A 24087-nucleotide genomic window follows, 5' to 3' on the forward strand; every position below is an offset into this window, starting at 1 on the left:
CTACTCCCCTACGCCCGGGATATAGCAGACGTCGCCCTCGCACACCATCGCGGCGGGGTCGCCGGCCACCATGGTGAACGGCGACGGCACCGCGGCATCCGTCGACGGGGCATCCGTCACCTGAGGCGTCGTCGCGTCGCTCACGCCGCAGCCCCGTCACGCTCGCCGGCCACCTGGGTGAGCACCTGCGAGAACACCTCGGCGGGCTGCGCGCCCGAGACGCCGTACTTGCCCTCGAAGACGAAGAACGGCACGCCCTGGATGCCGTACGCGCCGGCCTGGGCGATGTCGGCCTGCACGGCGGAACCGTAGCTTCCCGACTCGAGGGCCTCGCGCGCGGCATCCGCGTCGAGGCCGACCTCGGCGGCGATCGCGACGAGCTCGTCGATGCGGCCGACGTGGCGGCCCTCGGAGAAGTACGCGCGGAACAGCCGCTCCGACAGTTCGAGCTGCAGGCCGTGCGCCTTCGCGAAGTGCAGCAGCTCGTGGGCCTTCAGCGTCTTGGTGTGCTGCAACGCGTCGTAGTCGTACTCGAGCCCGGCCTGGGCGGCGATGCCGGTGACCCGGTCGATCATCATCTGCGCCTGCTCGACGGGGATGCGCTTGTGCCCGGCGAGGAAGTCGATCTCCGAGCCCTCGAAGTCGACGGGCGTGTCGGGCGCGAGCTCGAACGAGTGGTACTCGATCTCCACCTCCGGCGCGTCGTCGCCGAGAGCGGCGATACCGCCCTCGAGGTGGCGCTTGCCGATGTAGCACCACGGGCAGGCGATGTCGGACCAGATGTCGATCTTGATGGGGGACGTCACACTCAGGTCGAACGGATGCCGCGACATCCGTATTCCGTCCGAAATGGCGGATATACGATCGGGCGCGCCGGATCTTCTCCCGTTGAAGCGGCGCGCCCGATCGTATATCCGCCAGTTCGTGCACCGGCTCCCGGATGGCGACGCCGCGCGAATCCGCCGGCTCAGGACGCGGTCGGCGCGTCGACCGCGCCGCCGAACCGGCGGTTGCGCCCCGCGTACAGCTCGATGGCCTGCCACAGGTCGGTACGCGAGAAGTCGGGCCACAGCGTGTCGAGGAACACCATCTCGGCATACGCCGATTGCCAGAGCAGGAAGTTCGAGGTGCGCTGCTCCCCCGAGCTGCGCACGAACAGGTCGACGTCGGGCAGCTCGGGCACGTAGAGCCGCCTCGCGATGAGCTTCTCGGTCACGGCCGACGGGCGGAGCCGACCGGATGCCACGTCGTCGGCGATGGAGCGCACGGCATCCGTGATCTCGTTGCGGCCGCCGTAGTTGACGCACATCGTGAGGGTCAGGGTGTCGTTGCCCGCGGTGAGCCGCTCGGCGTACTGCAGCTCGTTGATGACGGACGCCCACAGCCGGGGTCGCCGCCCCGCCCAGCGGATGCGCACTCCCCACTCGTTGAGCTGGTCGCGGCGCCGGTGCAGCACGTCGCGGTTGTAGCCCATGAGGAAGCGCACCTCGTCGGGCGAGCGCTTCCAGTTCTCGGTCGAGAACGCGTACACCGACAGGTGCTTGACGCCGATCTGCACGGCGCCGGCGACCACGTCGAGCAGGGCCGCCTCGCCGGCCTTGTGGCCCTCGATGCGGGTGAGGCCGCGGCGATTCGCCCACCGACCGTTGCCGTCCATGACGATCGCGACATGCTCGGGCACGGCGCCCTTGGGAAGTTCGGGCGGGTACACGCCCGTCCAGTCGAGCGGCTTGTAGGGTACAGCGTCGCGATGCGTGTAGGGCTTGGGGGTCACGTGGTCGTTTCTCTGGAGACGTGCGGCAGCGAGCGGAGTCCGCGCTCGAGGTGCCACTGGGTGTATGCGGCGACGATACCGCTCGCCTGGTTCCGGTCGACGGATGCCGCGGCCTCTGCCTGCGCCCAGTCGCCGGCGAGCAGCGAGCCGAGCAGCGCCACGGTGGAGCCGGCGATGCGTGGCGTGCCGGGGGGCGCGTCATCGTCGCAGACCACGCCGCCGAGTTGCACGACGACCGCGGTGTGCTCGCCGATCTTGCCGCACCGCGCACAGTCCTGGAAGCTCGGCGCCCAGCCCGCGAGGGCGAGCGCGCGCAGCAGGTACGAGTCGAGCGTGAGGCTCGCGCCGTGCTCCGCTCGTGCGAGCGAGCGCAGGGCGCCGACGAGCAGCAGGTACTGCTGCAGCGATCCCTCGGATTCGGTGAGCTTGTCGGCGGCCTCGACCATGGCGTTCGCGGCCGTGTACGCCGCGTAGTCCTGCGTGATCTCGGCGCCGTACGAGCCGAGCGACTCGGCCTGCGTGATCACGTCGAGCGTGCGGCCCTCGTAGAGCTGCAGGTCGGCGACCATGAACGGCTCGAGCCGCGCCCCGAACTTCGAGCCCGTGCGCCGCACGCCCTTGGCGACGGCCCGCACCTTGCCGTGACGACGGGTGAGCAGCGTGACGATGCGGTCGGCCTCACCCAGCTTGTGGGTGCGCAGCACGACGGCTTCATCTCGGTACACGGGCACCTCTCGATTCTCCCACCGTCCACCGGCACCCCGGGTGACGGCCACGGGGTGCACGCGCAGGCGTCAGCGGGGTGCACGCGTAACGGATGCGCGCGCATGGATGCACCCACGGCAGAATGGTCGAATGACCTCGACTGCGCCGATCCTCGTGACCGGCGGCACCGGCACGTTGGGCCGTGCCGTCGTGCGCGCCCTCACGAGTCGCGGCAGCGACACCCGTGTGCTGAGTCGCAGCGGCGCCGCCGGAACCGTGCACGGCGACCTCGCGACGGGCGACGGACTCGATGCGGCGCTCGACGGCGTCGGCGCCGTGCTCCATCTCGCGACCACCCTGCACGATGACACCGAGATCACCCGCACGCTCGTCGAGGCCGCCGAACGCTCGGGCAGCCCGCGCCTCCTGTTCCAGTCGATCGTGGGCATCGACCGCATCCCGCTCGGCTACTACCACGGCAAGCTCGCGTGCGAGCGCATCGTCGAGGAGTCGAGCCTGCCGTGGACGATCCTGCGTGCCACGCAGTTCCACGACCTCATCGCGACGTTCTTCCGCATGCAGCGCTTCTCCCCCGCCGTCTTCGCGCCCGCGTTCTCGTTCCAGCCGATCCACGTCGAGGACGTCGCTCGTCGCTGGGTCGAACTGCTCGACGCGGATGCCGCGGGCATGGCGCCCGACATCGGCGGCCCCGAGACCCGCACCGGGCGCGACCTCGCCCGTGCGTTCCTTGCGGCGCGCGGCTCCCGCCGCCCGGCGCTGCCGTTCCGGCTGCCCGGACGAACGTTCGCCGCGTTCTCCTCGGGCGGAAACCTCGTGCCCGGCGAACCGTTCGGGCGCGTCACCTTCGAGGAGTTCCTCGCGTCGCCCGGGCACGACGACCCGGCCGCAGCCGACACTCCCGGGCGCACCGACGCATGACGCTGGCGCCGTTCGAGATCCCGCTCTGGACCGACCTCGCGGCGGTGGCCGTCGGCGCCCTGCAGGGCGCGATGTTCGCCGGGCGGCTGAAGGAACGCCGGCTCGACCTCCTGGGCGTGGCCCTCATCGGCATCCTGGTCGGCTTGGGCGGAGGCCTCCTCCGCGACATCCTGCTGAACCAGTTGCCCGCCGCCATGAAGACCAACTGGTATCTCCTCGTCGCCACGCTCGCGGCGCTCGTCGGAATGGCGCTGCTGCGTCTCTTCGCCCGCCTGAACGCGCTCATCATCGCGCTCGACGCGGTGACGATCGGGCTCTTCGCCGCGATCGGCACCACGAAGGCCCTCGCATACGGCGTGCCCGAGGTACCGGCGATCTTCGTCGGGGTCGTGTCGGCCGTGGGCGGCTCGATCCTGCGTGACGTGTCGCTCAACCTGCCGATCGCGCTCATGCACGTCGGCTCGCTCTATGCCGTCGCAGCGGCGGCGGGCACGGTGCTCATCGTGGTGCTCGTCGCGCTCGGCGCGAACATCACCATCGCGGCGACGGCATGCGTCATCGTGACCACCGTGATCCGCCTCGGGTCGGTACGTTTCGGCTGGAGCCTGCCGGAGCAGCGTGCGATCGCGAGCTGGCGCGTCTGGCGTCGCCCCTGACGGTGCGCGACGGGCTCAGACCAGGAACGGCGGATGCCGCGTCCGTGAGTGCGTGGCGCGGCATCCGTTGGTCGAACCTAGACGCTGACCGCCTCGCGAACCTTCTCGGCGACGCGCGACCCGCGCAGCGCCCGGTTCACCGCGGAGACGACGGCCTTGAGCGACGCCGTGGAGATGTCGGCGTCCACGCCGACGCCCCAGAGGGTGCTCCCCTCGACCTGGCATTCGACGTAGGCGGCGGCGAGGGCGTCGCCCCCGGCCGACAGGGCGTGCTCGCTGTAGTCGAGCACGCGCACGTCGACGCCCTCGGCGGCGAGCACCGAGAGGAACGCTGCGACCGGTCCATTGCCCGAGCCGTCGGCCTCGACGCGCTCGTCGCCGTCGCGGAGTCCGACGCGCACGCGCACGTCGCCCGTGAGGTCGCTCTCGGTGCGCAGGGACAGCAGCTCGAACCTGCCCCACTTCTCATCGGGGCGGTCCTGGGGTGCTGGCAGGTACTCGTCGTTGAAGATGCGCCAGATCTCGTCGCTCGAGACCTCGCCGCCCTCGGCGTCGGTCTTGGCCTGCACGACACCCGAGAACTCGATCTGCAGGCGCCGCGGCAGGTCGAGCGCGTGGTCGGTCTTCAGCAGGTAGGCGACGCCGCCCTTGCCCGACTGGGAGTTCACGCGGATGACCGCCTCGTAGCTGCGGCCGAGGTCCTTCGGGTCGACCGGCAGGTAGGGCACGGCCCACTCGAGGTCGTCGACGTCGGCGCCGCGGCGTGCGGCCTCGGCCTCCATGGCCTCGAAGCCCTTCTTGATCGCGTCCTGGTGCGAGCCCGAGAACGCGGTGTACACGAGGTCGCCGGCCCAGGGGCTGCGCTCGGGCACGGGCAGCTGGTTGCAATACTCGGCCGTGCGCTTGACCTCGTCGATGTCGGAGAAGTCGATCTGCGGGTCGATGCCCTGCGTGAACAGGTTGATGCCGAGCGCGACGAGGTCGACGTTGCCGGTGCGCTCGCCGTTGCCGAACAGGCATCCCTCGATGCGGTCGGCCCCGGCCATGTAGCCGAGCTCGGCGGCGGCCACGGCCGTGCCCCGGTCGTTGTGGGGATGCAGCGAGAGGATCACGTTCTCGCGGCGGTTCAGGTGCCGGCTCATCCACTCGATCGAGTCGGCGTAGACGTTGGGCGTGGCCATCTCGACGGTCGCGGGCAGGTTGATGATGACCTTGCGCTCGGGAGTCGGCTCGAACACCTCCAGGACCTGGTTGCAGACGTCGACGGCGAACTCCAGCTCGGTGCCGGTGTAGCTCTCGGGCGAGTATTCGTAGTACACGGTCGTGCCCGGGACGCTCGCCTCCATCTCGCGACACTTGCGCGCGCCGTGCAGCGCGATGTCGATGACGCCCTGCCGGTCGGTGCGGAAGACGACCTCGCGCTGCAGGATGCTCGTCGAGTTGTAGAGGTGCACGATCGCCTGCTTGGCACCGCGGATGGACTCGTAGGTGCGCTCGATGAGGTGGTCGCGCGACTGCGTCAGCACCTGGATGGTGACGTCGTCGGGAATGGCGCCTTCCTCGATGAGGCTGCGCACGAAGTCGAAGTCGGTCTGGCTCGCGCTCGGGAACCCGACCTCGATCTCCTTGTAGCCCATGCGCACGAGCATGTCGAACATGATGCGCTTGCGCTCGGGGCTCATCGGGTCGATGAGGGCCTGGTTGCCGTCACGCAGGTCGACGGCGCACCAACGGGGCGCCTTCTCAATGCGTGCGGACGGCCACGTGCGGTCGGGCAGGTCGACGCGGAACTGCTCGTGATACGGACGGTAACGATGCACGGGCATCGGCGACGGCTGCTGGGTGTTCTTCATGGGGGTGCTCTTCTCGCTCTACGGATGGGTTGTCAGCCGACGACGAACTCCGCAGCGAGGGAGGCCTTGAACTAGGACTCGCTGCGGCAGCTAAGGAGAAGCAGGCCGTGAAGCACGGAACTAGGGTAACACCGCCCTTGCGCACGCACGCAATCGTGACGATGAGCGGATGCCGCAGCCACGCGGCATCCGCTCATCCGCCCATCGGCCGGCGACTCCTCGACCGCGACCCCTCGACCGCGGCTACTCCACCGCGAGCGCGACGACGGGGGCGACCCGCATGGCGCGACGCGCGGGCGCGATGGACGCCACGAGCGTGAGCACGCCGGCCGCGAGGAGCAGACCGCCGAACATCGCCCACGGGATGCCGGGCAGCACGAACGCCGGCTCGCCCTGCGCCCCGCCGAGCAGGGCCTGGGCGCCCGCCCAGCCGTACCCGAAGCCGAGCACGATGCCCGTGACCGTCGCCGCGAGCGTCAGTGCGGCGCTCTCGGCGACGATCATGCGGCGGAGCTGTCCGCGATCGAACCCGAGCGCTCGGAGGAGCCCGAGCTCACGGGTGCGCTGCATGACGCTCAGCGACAGGGTGTTCACCATGCCGATCGCGGCGATGACGGCGCTGAACCCGATGAGCACGGTGAAGACCGCGATCGTCACATTGAGCATCTCCTCGATGCCGGCGTACACCTCGGGCTGCACGCGTTGCGCCTCGAGCAGCATCGCGCGATACGACTCCATGGTCACGGCGAACGTGGTGACGAGCGTCACCCCGATGACGAGCCCGATCGTCATGCGCGAGCTCCGCTCGGGGTGGCGCACGGCGTTCTCGGCCGCGAGCCGGGCGGCCGGTGTGCTGCCCAGTGCGCGGCCGACGAGGCGGAGCACCGGCGGCATCACGACGTGCGCGCCGAGCACGATGCCGGTGAACGAGACGATGCCGCCCGCCATGCCGACGAGCACGCCGTACGGCTCGGTGAGTCCCCAGACGACACCCGCGACGAGCAGGCCGACGCCGACCACGAAGAGCACGAGCGCGCTCACGTTGCGGACCCGACGGCGTCCGAGCTCTTCGCGATCGGACTCGTTCGAGTTGCCGATCGCCTCGATCGGCCGTACCCGGAGTACCCGTCGCGAGCCGACCCACGACGCCAGCCACGTCGTGACGACCACGGCGACGGCCGGGAGGATGACCGCGGGGTTCAGATAGGCGTACTCGGTCGCGGGCATGACATCGGTCGCCACGGCGACCTCCTCGAGCAGGAACGCGAGCCCGGTGCCGGCGACGACGCCGATCACCGCGCCCGCGAGCCCGATGCCGAGCCCCTCCTTCGCGATGTGCGCCCGCTGCGCGCGGGCGGTCGAGCCGATGAGACGCAGCAGCGCGATGAGGCGCGTGCGACCGGCCACGACCGTGGCGACGGTGTTGGCGGTGACGATCGCACTCACGTAGACCGCGATCACGATGAACACGGCCGCGACGATCCCGAGCATGAGGGCGACGGTGTCGCTCTGCCCGGTCACCTCGTCGGCGGCGATCGCGGCGGCGAGGAGTCCGGTGACGTGCAGCAGTGCCACCCCGAAGGTGCCCGCCAGTGCGGCGACGAGCATGGTGGGCCACTGGTCGGCGAATCGCGATCGCATCACGCTGCGACCTCCATCGAGAGCATGAACGACGAGATCTCCTCGGGCGTCGATCGGGGCGCGTCACGCACGATGCGCCCGTCGGCGAGGAAGAGGATGCGATCGGCGTGGCTCGCCGCCACCGGGTCGTGCGTCACCATCGCGATCGACTGGCCGAAGCCGGCGCTCGCCCCTGCGAGGAGCCCGAGCACCTCGCGTCCCGTGCGCGAGTCGAGGTTTCCCGTCGGCTCGTCGGCGAACAGCAGGTCGGGCCGGGTCGCGAGCGCCCGCGTGATCGCCACGCGCTGCTGCTGACCGCCCGAGAGTTCATGCGGCCGGTGCCGCAGCCGCGCGGTGAGTCCGAGGGTCTCGATGAGCTCGTCGATCCACGCGCGCTCGTCGCGGCTCGGCCGGCGACCGTCGAGCTCGAACGGGAGCAGCACGTTGCCGGCGACGTCGAGCGTCGGCACGAGGTTGAATGCCTGGAACACGAAGCCGACGCGTCGACGGCGGAGCACGGTGAGCGCGGCATCCGAGAGTTCGGTGATGTCGGTGTCGCCGAGCCACACGCGACCGGTGGTCGGCGAGTCGAGGCCGGCCATGATGTGCATGAGCGTCGACTTGCCCGAGCCCGACGGGCCCATGATGGCGGTGAACTCGCCGCGGCGGAGGCCGAGGGAGACGCCGTCGAGGGCGGTGACGGCGCCGGGGCCCTGTCCGTAGCGCTTGCCGAGGTCGATGACGCGTGCGATGAGGCCGAGGTCGGAGGGTTGGATCTGCATGGTCTCGACGCTACGGACGGCGCCGGCTCGGGGCATCCGGCCACGGAGTGGTCTCATGTCATCCTCGGGGATGACCCCCGGGGTCAGGTGCCGAGGTCGTGCTCGTAGGCGAACACGACGAGCTGCACGCGGTCGCGCAGGGAGAGCTTCGCGAGGATGCGGCTCACGTGCGTCTTGACCGTCGCCTCCGACAGGTACTCGGATGCCGCGATCTCCGAGTTCGAGAGGCCGCGCGCCGCCAGCCCGAAGATCTCGCGTTCGCGCGGCGTGAGCTCCGACCAGGCGGCCGGGGCCGGACGGCGCCCGCTCCCACGCCCGACGTGCGCGAACAGCTCGCGGGTCGCCGAAGCGGCGATGACCTGGTTGCCCTGGTGCACCGTGCGGATGGCGGCGAGCAGGAACTCGGGGTCGGCGTCCTTCAGCACGAAGCCGCTCGCGCCGGCCCGGATCGCACGCGCCGCGTTCTCGTCGAGGTCGAATGTCGTGAGCACGAGGATGCGCGGCGGGGTGCGACCGTCGGCGTCGGCCTCGGCGAGGATGCGCTCGGTCGCCGCGATGCCGTCCTGCAGCGGCATCCGCACGTCCATCAGCATGACGTCGGGGCGGGAGCGAGCGGCGAGGGCGACGGCCGCGACCCCGTCGCCCGCCTCGCCGACCACCTCGAGGTCGGCCTGCGACTCGACCAGCATGCGGATGCCGGCACGGAACAGGGCCTGATCGTCGACGAGGGCGACGCGGATGCCGCTCATGCCGGCCGCTTCGCCTGCGCCGGGATCCGGGCCGAGAGCCGGAACCTGCCGTCGTCGCCCGCCTCGGCATGCAGCGTGCCGCCGGCGAGTTGCGCGCGCTCGTGCATGCCCGGGATGCCATGGCGGAAGGCCGGCGAGGAATCGCCGGCTGCGGCATCCGCTCGCATCGCGTTCACGATCTCGAGCTCGACGCCGGCCTCGTCCCATGCGAGACGCAGGTCGACCGGCGCCGCGACGTCGCCGTGGCGCAGGGCGTTCGTGAGGCCCTCCTGCACGATGCGGTACACGGCGATCTGGTGCCCGGTGCCGAGTTCGATCCGCTCGCCGGTCTCGGCGAATCGCACGTCGAGGCCGGTCGTTCGCACCTGGTCGATGAGCCGGCCGAGGTCGTCGAGCACGGGCTGGGGTGCGTCGCCCTCGTGGTGGCGGAGCTCCGCGAGCAGGAGACGGACGTCGCCCAGTGCTCCGCGGGCGACGCCCGCGATCGTGTCGAGTGCCTCCACGGCCGCCTCGGGTCTCGTGCGCGCGGCGAAGCGAGAGCCATCGGCCTGGGCGATCACGACCGCGAGCGAGTGGGCGACCACGTCGTGCATGTCGCGGGCGATGCGATTGCGCTCCTGCTCGACCACGAAACGGTACTGGGCCAGTTCGCGCTGGCGGTTCGCGAGCTCCTCGCGGCGCCGGATGTCCCGGGTGTCGCGCACCGACCTGACGAGCAGCCCGGCGGTCCAGGCGAGCACCAGCACGGCGATCGAGGCGACGAAGAGGAGCCCGACCGCGAGTGACGTGCCGATCGCGTTGCTCGGGCTCCCGACGAGCGACGCGCCGTCGAGCAGCGGCTTCACGACCCCCAGGTACACGGTGGCGACCACCGCGCCGAAGCCGGCCGACGCGAGGCCGAGCCATTTCACGACCTGCTCGCCACGAGCCGCCGTGGTGTAGAGCACCCCGAGCACGGCGAGGTCGTAGAGCTGCAGATCACTCAGGGCGGCCATCTGCACCACGGCGGCGGCCCATGCCACCCCGAGCGAGACGGCCGGCGAGCGACGACGCACCGCGAGCGCGCCCGTGAACCCCGCCAACGCCAGGAGATCGGCCAGGTTGCCGAGCAGCGCGAACGGCAGGCAGACGAGCCCGAAGAGCCCGGCGAGCACGACGTCCGTCGTGATCATGCCGCGGGTCGGGGTTGTCTGCACCGATCCACCGTATTCCGTGCGGCGCGGCCGGCCTGCCCCGAACCGGCGGAATCATCCTCGAGTCGTACGCGGCGCGGCACGACGAGACGACGCCGGCGACGCAGACGAACGATGCGGCCCAAACGTTGGGTCGCGCTCGCGGCGTACGCGCCGCAGAATGGTCGGCGGGAGGCACAGGTGCGAGGCATGAGGACCACGAGCGCGCTGCTCGCGACATCCGCTCTCCTGATGCTCGCCGGCTGCGCCGGTCAGGGCGGCGGTGCGGCGACGGATGACGCGTGGGCGCCCACGCCACCACCGCTTCCCGCCGAGGCCACGGCGGTCGGAACGGTGCTCGAGAAGGACGGCACCCCCGAGCTCTGCCTCGGCGCGATCGCCGAGTCGTATCCGCCCCAGTGCGGCGGGCCCGAGGTGATCGGCTGGGACTGGGACGCCGTCGAGGGCGAGGAGACCGCGGCGGGCGTCACGTGGGGCGCGTACGCCGTCTGGGGCGACTGGGACGGCGAGACGTTCACCATCACGCGGGAGCCCGTGCTCGCCGCGCTCTACGACCCGATGGTCGACCCCGACGCGCCGAATCCGTGGGACGACTCCCTACCGCCGGGCGCGCTCCCAGAGGCGGAGGCGACGGTCGTGCAGACCCAGCTCGAGGACGTGATGCCCGACGTGCTCGCCACGGCGTTCGTCAACGGTCGCGTCGTCGTCGAGGTCATGTACGACGACGGCAGCCTGCAGTCGCAGGTCGACGAGCGGTTCGGCGAGGATGCCGTGGTCGTGATCCCGAGCCTGAGGCCGGCCGACGCCTGACGCCCCGCGCGCGGCACGCGACGTGGTCACCGGGTGACGACCGTTTGCCGGGTGGAGGACGCCCGCGAACGGTCGTGTGCCGCCGAAAGGTCGTCGCGCCCTCAGAACCCGAGCCGTCCGAGCTGCTTCGGGTCGCGCTGCCAGTCCTTGGCCACCTTCACGTGCAGCGCGAGATACACCTTGCGCCCGAGAAGCCCCTCGATCTGCGCGCGCGCCGTGGCGCCCACCTCGCGCAGCCGCTGGCCGCCCTTGCCGATGATGATGCCCTTCTGGCTGTCGCGCTCGACGTAGAGGTTCGCGTAGATCTCGAGCAGGTCCTTGTCCTCCCGCTCGACCATGTCGTCGACGGTCACGGCGATCGAGTGCGGCAACTCGTCGGAGACGCCCTCGAGCGCCGCCTCGCGCACGAACTCGGCGATGCGCTCGGCGGTCGCCTCGTCGGTACGGGCCTCGGCCGGGTAGAGCGGATGCTCCGCGGTGGGCGTCAGCTTCAGCAGCTCGTCGACGAGCACGTCGAGCTGCTCGCCCCGCGGCGCCGACACGGGGATGACGGCATCCCACTCCCGAAGCTCCGACACCGCCAGCAGCTGCTCCGCCACCTTCGCCTTCGACGTGGCATCCGTCTTCGTGACGATGGCCACCTTCCTGGCGCGCGGATACTGGTCGAGCTGTTCGTTGATGAACCGGTCACCCGGGCCGATGGCCTCGTTCGCGGGCACGCAGAACGCAATCACGTCGACGTCGCCGAGGGTCGACTGCACCAGCGTGTTGAGGCGCTCGCCGAGGAGCGTTCGCGGGCGGTGCAGCCCTGGCGTGTCGACGAGGATGAGCTGCCCGTGGTCGCGATGCACGATGCCGCGGATGGCGCGACGCGTCGTCTGCGGCTTCGAGCTCGTGATCGCCACCTTCTCGCCCACGAGCGCGTTGGTGAGCGTCGACTTGCCGACGTTCGGGCGTCCGACGATCGAGACGAACCCTGCCCGGTACTCAGCCACGGTGGTTGTTCCTTCCTTCGAGCTCGCCCGTGTCGAACGCCGACTGCGCGTCGATGAGCGCCTGGTCGCGTTCGACGATGATCGTCGAGATGCGCTTGCGGCGCCCCTCGGTGCGCTCGGCCTCGAGGATCAGCCCCGACACCGTCACGCGTTCGCCGAGGAGCGGCAGGTGACCGAGCTCCTTGGCGAGCAGGCCGCCGGCGGAATCGACGTCCTCGTCCTCGAGGTCGAGGCCGAACAACTCGCCGAGCTCGTCGATGGGGAGGCGGGCGTTCACGCGGAAGCGGCCGTCGGCGAGCTCCTCGACCTGCGCCGCCTCGCGATCGTACTCGTCGGAGATGTCGCCCACGAGTTCCTCGATGAGGTCCTCGAGCGTGACGAGGCCCGCGATGCCGCCGTACTCGTCGACGACCATCGCGAGGTGGTTCGACTCGAGCTGCATCTGGCGAAGCAGTGCGTCGGCCTTCATGGAGTCGGGCACGAACAGGGCGGGGCGCGCGAGCTCTCCGACGGTGAGTCCCTCGGCGTCGAGCGGGCGCTCGAAGCTCAACCGGGCGAGATCACGGAGGTACAGGATGCCGATCACGTCGTCGGCGTCCTTCGAGATCACCGGGATGCGCGAGAACCCTGCTTTCAGGAAGAGCCCCATGGCCTGGGCGAGGTGCGCCGTGGCGTCGATCGTGATCATGTCGGTACGGGGCACCATCACCTCCCGCGCCACCGTGTCGTTGAACTCGAAGATCGAATGGATGAGCTCGCGGTCGCCCTCCTCCAGCACTTCGAGCTCGGTCGCCTCATCGACCATGCTGAGCAGTTGCTCCTCGCTCGAGACGCCCGCGAACCGGATCCGGCCGGGCGTCACGCGGTTGCCGAGCGACACCAGCGCGTTCGCGAGCGGACCGAGCAGCACGCGAACGAAGTGCACGAGCGAGGCCGTGAGTCGCAGCACGCCGGCCGCGTGCGCCCGGCCGACGCTGCGCGGGCTCGCGCCCACGAGCACGAACGAGACCGCCGTCATGATGAGCGCCGAGTAGAGCAGCACGAGCCACACGTTGTCGAGGAACGTCGCGAACGCGAGCGTCACGAGCACCGCCGCCGTGGTCTCGGCGAGGATGCGCATGAAGTTCACGGCGTTCACGTGCGCGCCCGTGTCCTCCGCGATGGCGAGGAGCGAACGACGCGCGCGGGCTTGGAGGGCGATGTCGGTGACGTCGGCACGCGACGTCGCGCCGATGGCCGAATCGACCGCCGCCATCAGGCCGCCGAATGCCACGAGCACGAATGCCGCTCCGATGAAGAGCCAGGGCTGCATGGTCAGCGGCGCCGCTCCTGCATCGTGAAGCCCACGAGAACGTCGCGCTGGATGCCGAACATCTCCTTCTCCTCCGCCGGCTCGGCGTGGTCGAACCCGAGGAGGTGCAGGATGCCGTGCGTCGTGAGCAGGAGCAGTTCGTCGGAGAGCGGATGCCCCGCCGACTTCGCCTGCGCCTCCGCCACCTGCGGGCACAGCACCACGTCGCCGAGCAGGCCGGGCGGGGTGGGCTGGTCCTCGGTGCCCGGACGGAGCTCGTCCATGGGGAAGCTCAGCACATCGGTGGGGCCTGGCTCGTCCATCCACTGCACGTGCAGCTGCTCCATGGCGCCCTCGTCGACGAGCACGATCGCGAGCTCGGCGTCGGGATGCACGTGCATGGCGTCGAGCGCGTAGACGGCGAGCCGCTGCAGTGCGCCCTCGTCGACCTGGACGCCTGACTCGTTGTTGATCTCGATGCTCACGCCTTGCCGCCCTTTCGCGGCAGGTGGTCGCGCGGTGCATTGCCGCGGCGCTCGGCGCGGTTCGCGAACTCGCGCGCCTGCTCCCGCTCGAAGCGCTGCGCCTGCGAGCGCTGGTCGAACTCGGTGTAGGCATCGACGATGCGGCCCACCAGGGTGTGCCGCACCACGTCGTCGCTCGTGAGCCGTGCGAAGTGGATGTCGTCGATGTTCTCGAGGATGCGCGTGACGATGCGGAGGCCGCTCGAGCCGCCGGGCAGGTCGACCTGCGTGATGTCGCCGGTCACGACCATCTTCGAGCCGAACCCGAGTCGGGTGAGGAACATCTTCATCTGCTCGGGCGTCGTGTTCTGGGCCTCGTCGAGCACGACGAAGGAGTCGTTCAGGGTGCGGCCGCGCATGTAGGCGAGCGGTGCGACCTCCACGGTGCCCGATGCGAGGAGCTTCGGCACGAGCTCGGGGTCCATCATCTCGTTGAGCGCGTCGTAGAGCGGCCGGAGGTACGGGTCGATCTTCTCGGTGAGGGTGCCGGGCAGGAAGCCCAGCCGCTCCCCCGCCTCGACGGCCGGCCGGGTGAGGATGATGCGGTTCACCTCCTTGCGCTGCAGCGCCTGCACGGCCTTCGCCATGGCGAGGTAGGTCTTGCCGGTGCCGGCTGGGCCGATGCCGAACACGATGGTGTTCTCGTCGATCGCGTCGACGTACTGCCGCTGGCCCTCGGTCTTCGGCCGGATCGTCTTGCCGCGGGCCGAGACGATGACCTGCCCGAGCATCTCGCTGGGCTTGGAGTTGGGGTCGGCATCGAGCATCCGGGCGGAGCTCCTCACTTCGGTCGGGGTCGGGTCCTGGCCACTGCGAACGAGCTCCAGGAGTTCTTCGATGAGGCGGCGCACACGCAGTCGCTCCTCGGTCTCGCCGCGGATGGCGATCTCATTGCCGCGCACGTGCACCTCGACGCCGGGATACTCGCGCTCGATGGACGAGAGCAGGCGGTCCTGCGGGCCGAGGAGCCGAACCATGGCGATGCCGTCGATGTGGAGCCGCTCCTCGTCGTCGCGAACGTGCCGCGCCCCTGCGGCCTCGGCCTCGATCTCGGAATCGTGCGGATCAGCCGGCAAGCGATGCCTCCTCGAGCCCGCCCGCGAGCAGGTGGGCGTGCACATGGAAGATGGTCTGGCCGCCGCCCGGGCCCGTGTTGAAGACGAGCCGGAAGTCCCCGTCGACCAGGTCGTCGGCGATCCGGTGCGCGACGTCGACGAGCTCGGCGAGGAGCCCGGGGTCGCCGGCCGCAAGCTCGACCACGTCGCGGTAGTCACCGCGCTTGGGCGTGACGACGACGTGCACGGGCGCCTTGGGCGCGATGTCGTGGAACGCGATCACCCGGTCGGTCTCGGCGACGACCCGCGCGGGGATCTCGCGCGCGGCGATGCGTTCGAAGAGGGTCGGCTCGGCACCGGAGGCGGTCATCCTCCCATCGTAGCGACGGATGCCTCACCACCGCCCGAGCGCGACGTTGAGCACGGTGATCGCGGCGGGTCCCGCCGTGGAGGTGCGCAGCACGGATGCTCCGAGCCGCACGGGTTCGGCGCCGGCCGCCACGAGGCGTTCGAGCTCGGCGGGCGCGATCCCGCCCTCGGGGCCGACGACGAGCGCCAGGTCGCGGCCGTCGAGTCGGAGGTCGGTGAGCGCGCTGCTCGCCGTGGGTTCGAGGAGGAGCATCCGGGTATCCCCGAGCAGGCCGGCCAGCTGGGCGGTCGTCGCGACCGGCCGCACGTCGGGCACGCGAGAGCGGATCGACTGCTTCGCGGCCTCGCGCACGATCGCCGCCCAGCGTTGCCGCCCCTTCTCGGCCTTCGGACCCTCCCACCGCGACACCGACCGCGACGCCGCCCACGGGACGACCGCGTCCACGCCGAGCTCGGTGGCGGCCTGCACCGCGAGCTCGTCACGATCGCCCTTCGCGAGGGCCTGCACGAGCGTGATGCGAGTCGCCGGCGCCTCCTCCACGAGGATCTCGTCGGCCTCGAGCACGAGCTCGCGCGAACCCGTCGACGTCACGACGCCGTGCACCACCGTGCCCCGGCCGTCGCCGATGGCGATGCGCTCCCCGGCCCGCACGCGCGACACGGTCACCGCGTGCCGAGCCTCGTCCCCCCGCAGCTTCACCGTGTCACCGGGAACGAGGCCCGCGAGCTCGAGCGACTCGTCGACGTAGAGGTGGCTCACCGCGACATCCGCTCAGCCGAGGAACCGGTCGCGCAGTCTCGCGAAGAGCCCCTGCTGGAAGTGACTGAGCTCCGGCGCCGCCGGCTTCTTCGATGAGGCGAACTGCTGGATGAGGTCGCGCTCCTTCGACGAGAGCTTGGTGGGGGTCACCACCTGCACGCCGATCTTCAGGTCGCCGCGCCCGGCACCGCGGAGCCTCGTGACCCCGCGGTCCTTGACGGTGAGGATCTCGCCGCTCTGCAGACCGGCCCGCAGCTCCACGTCGACGTCGCCGTCGAGCGCGTGCACGGTCGTGTTCGTGCCGAGGATCGCGTCGGTCATGGCGACCTCGAGGGTGCAGAGCAGGTCGTCGCCGTTGCGGCTGAACACCTCGTGGTTCCGCACCTTGATCTCGAGGTAGAGGTCGCCGTTCGGGCCGCCGGCGGGGCCCGCCTCACCCGAGCCGGGCATCTGCAGCCGGACTCCCGTGTCGACGCCCGCGGGGATGTCGACGGGCACGGTGCGGCGCGCGCGCACGCGGCCCTGGCCCTGACAGGTGACGCACGGCGTCGCGATGACCGTGCCGTAGCCGCGGCACGTGCCGCAGGGGCTCGATGTCATGACGTTGCCGAGGAGCGAACGCACCGAGCGCTGGATCGATCCGGTGCCGCCGCAGATGTCGCACGTCACGGGCGACGTGCCCGGTTGACAGCACGAACCATGACACGTCTCGCACGTGACGGCGGTGTCGACGTCGATGTCGCGATGCGTGCCGAAGATGACCTCGTCGAGGCCCACCTCGACGCGGATGAGCGCGTCCTGCCCGCGCTCTCGACGCGATCTCGGGCCTCGACTGGTCTGCCCGGCGCCGAAGAACGTCTCGAAGATGTCGCCGAAGCCGCCGAAGCCCTGTGCACCGAATCCGCCCTGGCCGCCGAGGTCGTACTGCTCGCGCTGCCTCGGGTCGCTCAGCACGTCGTACGCGTGCGTGACCTGCTTGAAGCGTTCGGATGCCTCGGCACCCGGGTTCACGTCGGGGTGCAGCTCGCGGGCGAGGCGTCGGTAGGCCTTCTTGATCTCGTCGGGGGTTGCGTCGCGCGCGACGCCGAGGACCTCGTAATGGTCGGCCACGGAGGGGCTTGTCCTTTCGATTGCCGGATGCCGGTCGGAGCGACGGCGGCGGATCAGCTCTCGCCGAGCGTGCGGGAGAGATAGCGGGCGACGGCGCGGACGGCCGCCATGCTGTTGGAGTAGTCCATGCGGGTGGGGCCCACGATGCCGAGACGGGAGATGTCACGCCCCGGGATCTCGAAGGCGCTCGACACGACCGAGGTCTCGCCGAGGCCGAACGAGGCGTTCTCGCGCCCGATGCGAACGACCACGGAGTGCTCGTCGGACGCCATCTCGCCGAAAAGGCGCAGCAGCACGACCTGCTCCTCGATCGCCTCGATGACGCCGAGGATGGAGCCGGGGAAGTCCTGTTCGGTGGCTACGAGGTTCGCCGCGCCCGCCACCATGAGACGGTCGGGCCGTTGCATCCGAGCCTGGTCGGCCAATGTCGCGGCGAGCGTGTGCAGCACCTCGGCGTGCCGGCGGTCGACGCTGTCGATCTCGCCCGACAGTGCTGTCGCGGCATCCGCCATCGTGCGACCGCCCGCCACCTCGTTGAGCCGTGCGCGCAATGCGGCGAGGGCCTCGTCGTCGACGGGGTGCTCGACCTCGGCGATGCGCTGCTCGACCTGCCCCGAGTCGGCGATGAGGATGCACAGCAACCGCGTCGGCGCGACCGAGACGAGCTCGACGTGACGCACCCGGGCGCTCGCGAAGCTCGGGTATTGCACGACGGCGAGCTGCTTGGTGAGCTGCGACACGAGTCGCACGGTGCGCGCGAGCAGTTCGTCGAGATCACTCGACTCGCCGAGGAAGGTCTCGATGGCCTGACGTTGCGCCGCGGTCAGCGGCCGGATCTCGGTGAGCTGGTCGACGAAGACCCGGTAGCCCTTGTCGGTTGGGATGCGACCGGAGGAGGTGTGCGGTGCCGCGATGAGCTCCTCCTCCTCGAGGAGGGCCATGTCGTTGCGGATGGTGGCGGCGGACACGCCGAAGGAGTGCCGCTCGACGATCGTCTTGGAGCCAACCGGCTCCCGCGACGCGACGTAGTCCTGCACGATCGCCCGGAGGACGGCGAGGCTGCGTTCGGAGACCATGGCCCTCGCTTCCACTCGCTTTAGCACTCCCTGTATCCGACTGCCAATACTACCGCGACATCCCGGGAAAGAGCCCGTTGCCACCGCTCGCCACGCGGCGATACCGTATGGGTACTCCGCGGGTCCCGGCAGCGATCATCCCCCGTCGCGCCCACGCGGCTCAACCGTGAACCCCCCTGAAAGGCATGGCATGACCGACCCCAACTACCCGGCCTCCGATCCGAACGCCGCGACCCCGCCGCCGCCCGCCGCCGCCGCGCCGCTGTCGCCCGAGCAGGACATCCAGTGGGGCTCGTTCGCCCACCTCGGCGGCATCCTCGGATTCATCCCGGCGCTGATCATCTGGCTCGTCTTCAAGGACCGCGGCACGTTCACGAACACCGAGGCGAAGGAAGCCCTGAACTTCCAGATCACGCTGCTCTTCGGTTACGTGATCTCGGCGATCCTCATCGTCGTCGTCATCGGCGCATTCCTCTCGTGGGTCGTCTGGATCCTCGGCGTGGTCTTCTCGATCATCGCCTTCCTCCAGGCGAAGGACGGGCGGCACTACCGCTACCCGTTCGCCATCCGCCTCATCAAGTGATCCGTACGTGAGTTTCGCCCGCCGCGGGGGCGTCCTACTCCCGCGGCGGGCGTTGCTGTGCCAGCATGAAACCGAATGAGTCTCGCCACGAGGACGAGCCCGAACGAGGAGATCTGATGTCCGACACCCCCACGCCTCCCCCGCCGCCCCAGAACCCGTACGATCAGGGCCCGGGGCTCAGCCCGAACGACGAGAAGCTGTGGTCGACGCTGATCCACATCGGTGGCATCTTCTTCGGCTTCATTCCGGCGCTGATCGGCTACCTCGTCCTGAAGGACAAGGGCCCGTTCGTACGGGCGCACACCGCCACCGCGCTGAACTTCCAGATCACGATGACGATCGCCTACGTGATCGGGTCGATCCTGACCTTCGTCATCATCGGCATCTTCATCCTCATCGCGGTGTGGGTGGTCGTGATCATCTTCAGCATCATCGCCGCGATGAAGGCCAACCAGGGACAGCCCTACACCTACCCGCTCTCGATCAAGTTCGTGAGCTGAGAGCGTTCAGTCCTCGAGCAGGCGCCTGACCACGGCGTCCGCGAGCAGCCGCCCTCGCCTGGTGAGCGTCAGCCCACCGGCGAGGGCGGTTTTCGCGTCCACGAGTTCGTCGGCGATGAGGCCGGCCACGGCGCGCCGGCTGCCGGCGGCGAGTGAGGCGATGTCGAGGCCGTCGCGGATGCGCGTGGCGAGCAGCACCCGCTCGGTCTCACGGGCAGGCGGGTCGAGCACCTCGCGCCCGACGGCCGGCGAGTGTCCGGCGGTCACCCGCTCGGCGTAGGCCGACGGATGCTTCGCGTTCCACCAGCGCACCCCGCCGACGTGGCTGTGGGCGCCCGGGCCGACGCCCCACCAGTCATCACCGCGCCAGTAGCCGAGATTGTGACGCGAACGGTGCTCGGACGCGGTGGCCCAGTTGCTCACCTCGTACCACTCGTACCCCGCTACGCCGAGCAGTTCGTCGGCCAACTCGTACATGTCGGCCTCGAGGTCGTCGCTCGGCTGCGCGAGCTCACCCCGACGGATCTGGCGCGCGAGCTTCGTGCCGTCCTCGACGATGAGCGCGTATGCGCTGAGGTGATCGGGCCGCTCGGCGATCGCCGCCTCGAGGCTCCGGCGCCAGTCGTCGAGCGACTCCCCCGGCGTGCCGTAGATGAGGTCGAGGCTCACGTCGAGGCCGGCATCTTTCGCCCACCCGACGACGAGCGGAACCCGCGCGGGGTCGTGCGTGCGGTCGAGCGCGGCCAGCACGTGCGGTACGGCCGACTGCATGCCGAACGACACGCGCGTGAACCCGCCCTCGGCGAGCCGCTCGAGGTACACGGGGTCGACCGAGTCGGGATTCGCCTCGGTCGTCACCTCGGCGCCGCCCGCGAGGCCGAACTCGGCACGCACGGCGGCGAGCATGCGGACGAGGTCGTCGGCGGGCAGCAGGGTCGGCGTCCCGCCACCGAAGAAGACCGTCTCAGCGGGGCGTTCGGCGATGCCGGATGCCGCGAGCACGCGCCGCGACATCCGGAGCTCCCCGATCGCATGGTCGGCGTAGTCGACCTGCCGTGCGCCGCGCAGTTCGCTCGCCGTGTAGGTGTTGAAGTCGCAGTACCCGCAGCGCACCCGGCAGAACGGGACGTGCACGTACACGCCGAACGCCCGTTCGCGCGAGCCGAGCGCGGCCGAGTGCGGCAGAAGCCCGTCGAGCGGCGCGGGTTCGCCGAGCGGAAGGGCCGATGCCATCAGGTGTAGGCGGGATGCAGCGCGCGGAGCTCGGTGCGGGTGAGCTCGCGGCGCTTGCGGCGCTGCGCCGGCGCGAGGGCGCGCGTGTCGAACATCGACCGGATGGTGAGCCACACCCCGTCGTCGTCGCGGTGCTCGAGGATGAAGGCCTCCTCGCCGCTCTCGGGGCCCTCGGCGGTCGTGCCGTACGCGAACCCGACGCGCTTCGGCTCGTCGATCACGTAGACGACGAGCACCGGCGTGCGATGCGTGAGGATCCGGCCCTTGCGCACGAGCGTCGCCGTCATACCCGCCGCGATGTAGGGCGTGCCGTCGGGCCCGAACCGGTCCTCGCGGCGGAGGCCGGGCTGCTCGGCGAGCGGGGTGCCGTCGACGTCGTAGACGATGCCCGGATACTGTGCGCCCGTGCCGGGCGAGATCTCCGTCACCTCGAAGCCGGAGCCCTTCTGGATGCCCCAGGTCATGAGCGCTTCGACGGAACGCGCGAAGCGCTCCTCACCCGAGCCGAGGCGAACGGAGTCCTCCGCGGGCCGGAATCCGGCGGGCGGGTACCGCAGCAGGTCGGGATCGAGGGTCGCGCCGATGGCGCCGTACGTGACCGACTGGTCGGTGAACGTGCTGCGTCGGGTCATCCGTTCATTCTACGGATGTCGCCTGACCGGTTCCTCGGGGTAGCGGGGAGGTCGTCGAGTAGAGTACGCAGCTCACGTGGACGACCGCGCTACTTCTTGGCATCCTTCTTCTCGGTGTCGCCCGACAGCGCCGCGATGAACGCCTCTTGCGGAACCTCGACGCGGCCCACCATCTTCATGCGCTTCTTGCCCTCCTTCTGCTTCTCGAGGAGCTTGCGCTTGCGGGTGATGTCACCGCCGTAGCACTTGGCGAGCACGTCCTTGCGCATGGCCCGGATCGACTCGCGCGCGATGATGCGGGCGCCGATCGCGGCCTGGATGGGCACCTCGAACTGCTGGCGCGGGATGAGTTCGCGCAGGCGCCCCGTCATCAGCACGCCGTACGCGTACGCCTTGTCGCGGTGCACGATGGCACTGAACGCGTCGACCTGCTCGCCCTGCAGCAGGATGTCGACCTTCACGAGGTCGGCGGCCTGGTCGCCCGCGGGCTCGTAGTCGAGCGACGCGTAGCCGGCGGTCTTCGACTTCAGCTGGTCGAAGAAGTCGAAGACGATCTCGCCGAGCGGCATGGCATAGCGGATCTCGACCCGGTCCTCGCCGAGGTACTCCATGCCGAGCAGCGTGCCACGACGCGACTGGCAGAGCTCCATGATGGTGCCGACGTAGTCCTTCGGCGCGAGAATCGCGGCTCGGACGGTGGGCTCGCGCACCTCGACGATCTTGGCTCCCGTCGGGAACTCGCTCGGGTTCGTGACCGTGACGGTCTTCTTGTCCTCGGTGGTGACCTCGTAGATCACCGAGGGCGCCGTCGCGATGATGTCGAGGTCGAACTCGCGGCGCAGCCGCTCGGTGACGATCTCGAGGTGGAGGAGGCCGAGGAAGCCGCAGCGGAACCCGAAGCCGAGGGCGACCGAGGTCTCGGGCTCGTAGACGAGGGCGGCATCCGACAGCTTGAGCTTGTCGAGCGCTTCGCGCAGCTCGGGGTAATCGCTCCCGTCGATCGGGTACAGGCCCGAGAACACCATCGGCAGTGGTTCGGTGTAGCCCGCGAGTGCCTCGGCGGCGGGCTTCGAGGCAGTGGTGACGGTGTCGCCGACCTTCGACTGGCGCACGTCCTTCACGCCGGTGATGAGGTAGCCCACCTCGCCGATGCCGAGGCCCTTGGAGGGCGTGGGCTCGGGGGCGCTCACGCCGATCTCGAGGATCTCGTGAGTGGCCCGGGTCGACATCATCTGGATGCGCTCGCGGGGACTCAGGTGCCCGTCGATCATGCGCACGTAGGTGACGACGCCCCGGTAGCTGTCGTACACGGAGTCGAAGATCATGGCCCGCGCCGGGGCATCCGCGTCACCCACCGGGGCGGGGATGCGCTCGACGACGCGGTTGAGCAGCTCCTCGACGCCCACGCCCGTCTTGCCCGAGACGCGCATGACGTCGTCGGGCGACCCGCCGATGAGGTCGGCGAGTTCCTTGGCGTACTTCTCGGGTTCGGCGGCGGGCAGGTCGATCTTGTTCAGCACCGGGATGATCTCGAGGTCGTTCTCGAGCGCGAGGTAGAGGTTCGCGAGGGTCTGCGCTTCGATGCCCTGCGCGGCATCGACCAGCAGGATCGCGCCCTCGCAGGCCGCGAGCGAGCGCGAGACCTCGTAGCTGAAGTCGACGTGGCCGGGCGTGTCGATCATGTTGAGCGCGTACGACGTGTCGCCGAGCTGCCAGGGCATGCGCACGGCCTGGCTCTTGATGGTGATGCCGCGCTCGCGCTCGATGTCCATGCGGTCGAGGTACTGCGCGCGCATGTCGCGGTCGCTCACGATGCCCGTGATGCCGAGCATGCGGTCGGCGAGGGTCGACTTGCCGTGGTCGATGTGGGCGATGATGCAGAAGTTGCGGATCAACGCGGGGTCGGTGGCAGCGGGCACCGGAGGGTCAGCAGCTCGAGGGGACATCCTGACGATTCTCCCACGAGTTCCGTTCGACGTTCGCGGCCGTGGCTCGACGGATGCCGCGACGGGATGCTTGTGGGAGCGGCTCAGTTCTGGGCCTGTGCCACGCGGCCGCGTCGCACGTCGACGAGACGCACGACTCCGAAGAAGGCCGCGGCGGCGATGACGAGGGCGAGCAGTTGCGTCCACGGATGGGATTCGGCGAAGCCCGACGGATACAGCGACAGGACGTTGGTGAGCGCATGGATGACGCAGGCGAGCAGCGTCGTCCCGCCTCCCCTGACGAAGACCCAGACCATGAGGATCCGGAATCCGATGGTGAGCAGCGTCTGCCCGACGATCCACTCGAGGCCACGGCCCTCGACGACGTACGGAATCCAGTGCCATGCCGACCAGACCAGCCCGATGATCGCACCGGCGGCGAGGATCCCCCGACGTCGGGCCAGCGGGCCGCTCGCGTAGCCCGACCATCCGATCTCCTCCGGGATGGCGCCGACCACGAAGGCGAGGAGGTAGACCGGCGCCATCGCCCACGGCGTGAGCGGTCCTTCCGGAGCACCGCCGACGCCCCACCACGTGCGCAGCAGCCAGTCGAGCACGCCGGCGATCGGGACGAGGAGGAACGCCGCCAGCCACGCACGCGGCTTGCGGGCGAGCCGCGGGTTCAGCGACGCCCATAACCGCTTGATGCCGGAGCTTCCCGCCTCGACCGCGACCATCATGGTGGCGACGATGGCCGGCAACACGATCGTGACCAGGGTCGGCGGCAGGTCGAACGGCATCGGGATGTCGAAGGCCAGCAACCCGTAGAAGGGCAGCGTCACGACCATGAGCAGGCCGAGGAAGAGCAGGGGCCGCCTGGGGCGAGCGCCGGTCGCGGCGGCGACCTCGCCACGCGGAGCATCGTGATGCGTCACGTTGGTCCCACTTTCGAC

At 70.1% G+C, this 24087-nt stretch carries 26 protein-coding genes; 5 read left to right on the forward strand and 21 right to left on the reverse strand.

Features of this window, described 5'->3' with window-relative positions; all coding sequences use genetic code 11:
• The 4 genes from AB0K73_RS14135 to recO all read right to left on the reverse strand — a co-directional run bounded on the left by AB0K73_RS14135 (position 1) and on the right by recO (position 2505).
• On the reverse strand, positions 1-144 hold the full coding sequence (locus AB0K73_RS14135; RefSeq protein WP_360514017.1) for a hypothetical protein: 144 nt from the start codon (positions 142-144) through the stop codon (positions 1-3).
• Complete coding sequence (locus AB0K73_RS14140) at positions 141-806, reverse strand: DsbA family oxidoreductase (RefSeq protein ID WP_360514677.1); 666 nt, start codon at positions 804-806, stop codon at positions 141-143. The genes AB0K73_RS14135 and AB0K73_RS14140 overlap by 4 nt, the downstream gene beginning before the upstream one ends.
• A 161-nt stretch (positions 807-967) precedes the next feature.
• Positions 968-1774 (reverse strand): isoprenyl transferase, encoded by an 807-nt coding sequence (locus AB0K73_RS14145; protein WP_360514020.1) that lies wholly within the window; start codon positions 1772-1774, stop codon positions 968-970.
• The gene (recO, locus tag AB0K73_RS14150) at positions 1771-2505 is read right to left on the reverse strand and encodes a DNA repair protein RecO (protein ID WP_360514023.1); all 735 of its coding nucleotides are present in this window, start codon (positions 2503-2505) and stop codon (positions 1771-1773) included. Before recO ends, AB0K73_RS14145 begins: the two co-directional genes overlap by 4 nt.
• Positions 2506-2629: 124 nt before the next feature.
• Here recO and AB0K73_RS14155 point away from each other — a divergent pair, with 124 nt between their 5' ends.
• Together AB0K73_RS14155 and AB0K73_RS14160 are read left to right on the forward strand one after the other, a co-directional pair.
• A complete protein-coding gene (locus tag AB0K73_RS14155; RefSeq protein WP_360514026.1) occupies positions 2630-3418 on the forward strand; it encodes an NAD(P)H-binding protein in 789 nt (262 codons plus the stop codon).
• Entirely contained in the window at positions 3415-4074 is a 660-nt protein-coding gene (locus AB0K73_RS14160; RefSeq protein ID WP_360514029.1) for a TRIC cation channel family protein, read from the forward strand. The genes AB0K73_RS14155 and AB0K73_RS14160 overlap by 4 nt, the downstream gene beginning before the upstream one ends.
• Before the next feature lie 77 nt (positions 4075-4151).
• Here the strand turns inward: AB0K73_RS14160 and leuA are convergent, their stop codons facing one another.
• The 5 genes from leuA to AB0K73_RS14185 all read right to left on the reverse strand — a co-directional run bounded on the left by leuA (position 4152) and on the right by AB0K73_RS14185 (position 10274).
• Positions 4152-5927: a 2-isopropylmalate synthase gene (gene leuA / locus AB0K73_RS14165; RefSeq protein WP_360514032.1), complete on the reverse strand. Its 1776-nt coding sequence runs from the start codon at positions 5925-5927 to the stop codon at positions 4152-4154.
• Between the two features lie 243 nt (positions 5928-6170).
• Positions 6171-7568, reverse strand: a complete 1398-nt coding sequence (locus tag AB0K73_RS14170; protein ID WP_360514679.1) for an FtsX-like permease family protein — start codon at positions 7566-7568, stop codon at positions 6171-6173.
• Positions 7568-8329: an ABC transporter ATP-binding protein gene (locus AB0K73_RS14175; protein WP_360514035.1), complete on the reverse strand. Its 762-nt coding sequence runs from the start codon at positions 8327-8329 to the stop codon at positions 7568-7570. Before AB0K73_RS14175 ends, AB0K73_RS14170 begins: the two co-directional genes overlap by 1 nt.
• 83 nt (positions 8330-8412) lie before the next feature.
• A complete protein-coding gene (locus AB0K73_RS14180) occupies positions 8413-9078 on the reverse strand; it encodes a response regulator transcription factor (protein ID WP_360514038.1) in 666 nt (221 codons plus the stop codon).
• The gene (locus tag AB0K73_RS14185; protein WP_360514041.1) at positions 9075-10274 is read right to left on the reverse strand and encodes a histidine kinase; all 1200 of its coding nucleotides are present in this window, start codon (positions 10272-10274) and stop codon (positions 9075-9077) included. The genes AB0K73_RS14180 and AB0K73_RS14185 overlap by 4 nt, the downstream gene beginning before the upstream one ends.
• 186 nt (positions 10275-10460) lie before the next feature.
• Between AB0K73_RS14185 and AB0K73_RS14190 the strand changes: the two genes are divergently transcribed.
• Entirely contained in the window at positions 10461-11081 is a 621-nt protein-coding gene (locus AB0K73_RS14190) for a hypothetical protein (RefSeq protein WP_360514044.1), read from the forward strand.
• 101 nt (positions 11082-11182) lie between these two features.
• Here the strand turns inward: AB0K73_RS14190 and era are convergent, their stop codons facing one another.
• From era to hrcA, 8 genes are all read right to left on the reverse strand, one after another.
• A complete protein-coding gene (gene era, locus AB0K73_RS14195) occupies positions 11183-12076 on the reverse strand; it encodes a GTPase Era (RefSeq protein WP_360514047.1) in 894 nt (297 codons plus the stop codon).
• On the reverse strand, positions 12069-13388 hold the full coding sequence (locus tag AB0K73_RS14200; protein WP_360514050.1) for a hemolysin family protein: 1320 nt from the start codon (positions 13386-13388) through the stop codon (positions 12069-12071). Before AB0K73_RS14200 ends, era begins: the two co-directional genes overlap by 8 nt.
• A gap of 2 nt (positions 13389-13390) precedes the next feature.
• Positions 13391-13852: an rRNA maturation RNase YbeY gene (gene ybeY / locus AB0K73_RS14205; protein ID WP_360514053.1), complete on the reverse strand. Its 462-nt coding sequence runs from the start codon at positions 13850-13852 to the stop codon at positions 13391-13393.
• Positions 13849-14868, reverse strand: coding sequence for a PhoH family protein (locus tag AB0K73_RS14210; protein WP_360514682.1), 1020 nt, complete (start codon positions 14866-14868; stop codon positions 13849-13851). The genes ybeY and AB0K73_RS14210 overlap by 4 nt, the downstream gene beginning before the upstream one ends.
• 88 nt (positions 14869-14956) lie before the next feature.
• On the reverse strand, positions 14957-15316 hold the full coding sequence (locus AB0K73_RS14215; protein WP_360514056.1) for an HIT domain-containing protein: 360 nt from the start codon (positions 15314-15316) through the stop codon (positions 14957-14959).
• 24 nt (positions 15317-15340) lie between these two features.
• Complete coding sequence (locus AB0K73_RS14220; RefSeq protein ID WP_360514059.1) at positions 15341-16075, reverse strand: 16S rRNA (uracil(1498)-N(3))-methyltransferase; 735 nt, start codon at positions 16073-16075, stop codon at positions 15341-15343.
• 12 nt (positions 16076-16087) lie between these two features.
• Entirely contained in the window at positions 16088-17185 is a 1098-nt protein-coding gene (gene dnaJ, locus AB0K73_RS14225; RefSeq protein ID WP_360514062.1) for a molecular chaperone DnaJ, read from the reverse strand.
• Between the two features lie 53 nt (positions 17186-17238).
• The gene (gene hrcA / locus AB0K73_RS14230) at positions 17239-18261 is read right to left on the reverse strand and encodes a heat-inducible transcriptional repressor HrcA (protein ID WP_360514065.1); all 1023 of its coding nucleotides are present in this window, start codon (positions 18259-18261) and stop codon (positions 17239-17241) included.
• Positions 18262-18451: 190 nt separating this feature from the next.
• Between hrcA and AB0K73_RS14235 the strand changes: the two genes are divergently transcribed.
• Both AB0K73_RS14235 and AB0K73_RS14240 read left to right on the forward strand, forming a co-directional pair.
• Positions 18452-18844 carry a DUF4870 domain-containing protein gene (locus tag AB0K73_RS14235; RefSeq protein ID WP_360514068.1) on the forward strand — a complete coding sequence of 131 codons (393 nt, stop codon included), beginning with the start codon at positions 18452-18454 and terminating at the stop codon, positions 18842-18844.
• Positions 18845-18960: 116 nt separating this feature from the next.
• Entirely contained in the window at positions 18961-19344 is a 384-nt protein-coding gene (locus tag AB0K73_RS14240) for a DUF4870 domain-containing protein (protein WP_360514071.1), read from the forward strand.
• A gap of 6 nt (positions 19345-19350) precedes the next feature.
• Here AB0K73_RS14240 and hemW read toward each other — a convergent pair whose 3' ends face one another.
• From hemW to AB0K73_RS14260, 4 genes are all read right to left on the reverse strand, one after another.
• On the reverse strand, positions 19351-20577 hold the full coding sequence (hemW, locus tag AB0K73_RS14245; protein ID WP_360514074.1) for a radical SAM family heme chaperone HemW: 1227 nt from the start codon (positions 20575-20577) through the stop codon (positions 19351-19353).
• Positions 20577-21209, reverse strand: a complete 633-nt coding sequence (locus AB0K73_RS14250; RefSeq protein ID WP_360514077.1) for a DUF1990 family protein — start codon at positions 21207-21209, stop codon at positions 20577-20579. Before AB0K73_RS14250 ends, hemW begins: the two co-directional genes overlap by 1 nt.
• Positions 21210-21298: 89 nt before the next feature.
• Positions 21299-23155 (reverse strand): translation elongation factor 4, encoded by a 1857-nt coding sequence (gene lepA, locus AB0K73_RS14255; protein ID WP_360514080.1) that lies wholly within the window; start codon positions 23153-23155, stop codon positions 21299-21301.
• A gap of 83 nt (positions 23156-23238) precedes the next feature.
• Positions 23239-24069, reverse strand: coding sequence for a CPBP family intramembrane glutamic endopeptidase (locus AB0K73_RS14260; protein ID WP_360514083.1), 831 nt, complete (start codon positions 24067-24069; stop codon positions 23239-23241).
• Between the last annotated feature and the right edge of the window lie 18 nt (positions 24070-24087).

Source organism: Agromyces sp. NPDC052230 (assembly GCF_040679595.1).
Taxonomy (GTDB): domain Bacteria; phylum Actinomycetota; class Actinomycetes; order Actinomycetales; family Microbacteriaceae; genus Agromyces.

What these genes read in the sequence shown, in the direction of transcription:
- AB0K73_RS14200 (WP_360514050.1), bottom strand. Translation starts at nt 13,388, where the DNA reads ATGCAGCCCTGGCTCTTCATCGGAGCGGCATTCGTGCTCGTGGCATTC.
- lepA (WP_360514080.1), bottom strand. Translation starts at nt 23,155, where the DNA reads ATGTCCCCTCGAGCTGCTGACCCTCCGGTGCCCGCTGCCACCGACCCC.
- hemW (WP_360514074.1), bottom strand. Translation starts at nt 20,577, where the DNA reads ATGGCATCGGCCCTTCCGCTCGGCGAACCCGCGCCGCTCGACGGGCTT.
- leuA (WP_360514032.1), bottom strand. Translation starts at nt 5,927, where the DNA reads ATGAAGAACACCCAGCAGCCGTCGCCGATGCCCGTGCATCGTTACCGT.
- AB0K73_RS14155 (WP_360514026.1), top strand. Translation starts at nt 2,630, where the DNA reads ATGACCTCGACTGCGCCGATCCTCGTGACCGGCGGCACCGGCACGTTG.
- AB0K73_RS14240 (WP_360514071.1), top strand. Translation starts at nt 18,961, where the DNA reads ATGTCCGACACCCCCACGCCTCCCCCGCCGCCCCAGAACCCGTACGAT.
- AB0K73_RS14160 (WP_360514029.1), top strand. Translation starts at nt 3,415, where the DNA reads ATGACGCTGGCGCCGTTCGAGATCCCGCTCTGGACCGACCTCGCGGCG.
- AB0K73_RS14170 (WP_360514679.1), bottom strand. Translation starts at nt 7,568, where the DNA reads ATGCGATCGCGATTCGCCGACCAGTGGCCCACCATGCTCGTCGCCGCA.
- AB0K73_RS14175 (WP_360514035.1), bottom strand. Translation starts at nt 8,329, where the DNA reads ATGCAGATCCAACCCTCCGACCTCGGCCTCATCGCACGCGTCATCGAC.
- AB0K73_RS14215 (WP_360514056.1), bottom strand. Translation starts at nt 15,316, where the DNA reads ATGACCGCCTCCGGTGCCGAGCCGACCCTCTTCGAACGCATCGCCGCG.
- AB0K73_RS14235 (WP_360514068.1), top strand. Translation starts at nt 18,452, where the DNA reads ATGACCGACCCCAACTACCCGGCCTCCGATCCGAACGCCGCGACCCCG.
- AB0K73_RS14250 (WP_360514077.1), bottom strand. Translation starts at nt 21,209, where the DNA reads ATGACCCGACGCAGCACGTTCACCGACCAGTCGGTCACGTACGGCGCC.
- AB0K73_RS14190 (WP_360514044.1), top strand. Translation starts at nt 10,461, where the DNA reads ATGAGGACCACGAGCGCGCTGCTCGCGACATCCGCTCTCCTGATGCTC.
- AB0K73_RS14210 (WP_360514682.1), bottom strand. Translation starts at nt 14,868, where the DNA reads ATGGTTCGGCTCCTCGGCCCGCAGGACCGCCTGCTCTCGTCCATCGAG.
- AB0K73_RS14180 (WP_360514038.1), bottom strand. Translation starts at nt 9,078, where the DNA reads ATGAGCGGCATCCGCGTCGCCCTCGTCGACGATCAGGCCCTGTTCCGT.
- hrcA (WP_360514065.1), bottom strand. Translation starts at nt 18,261, where the DNA reads ATGGTCTCCGAACGCAGCCTCGCCGTCCTCCGGGCGATCGTGCAGGAC.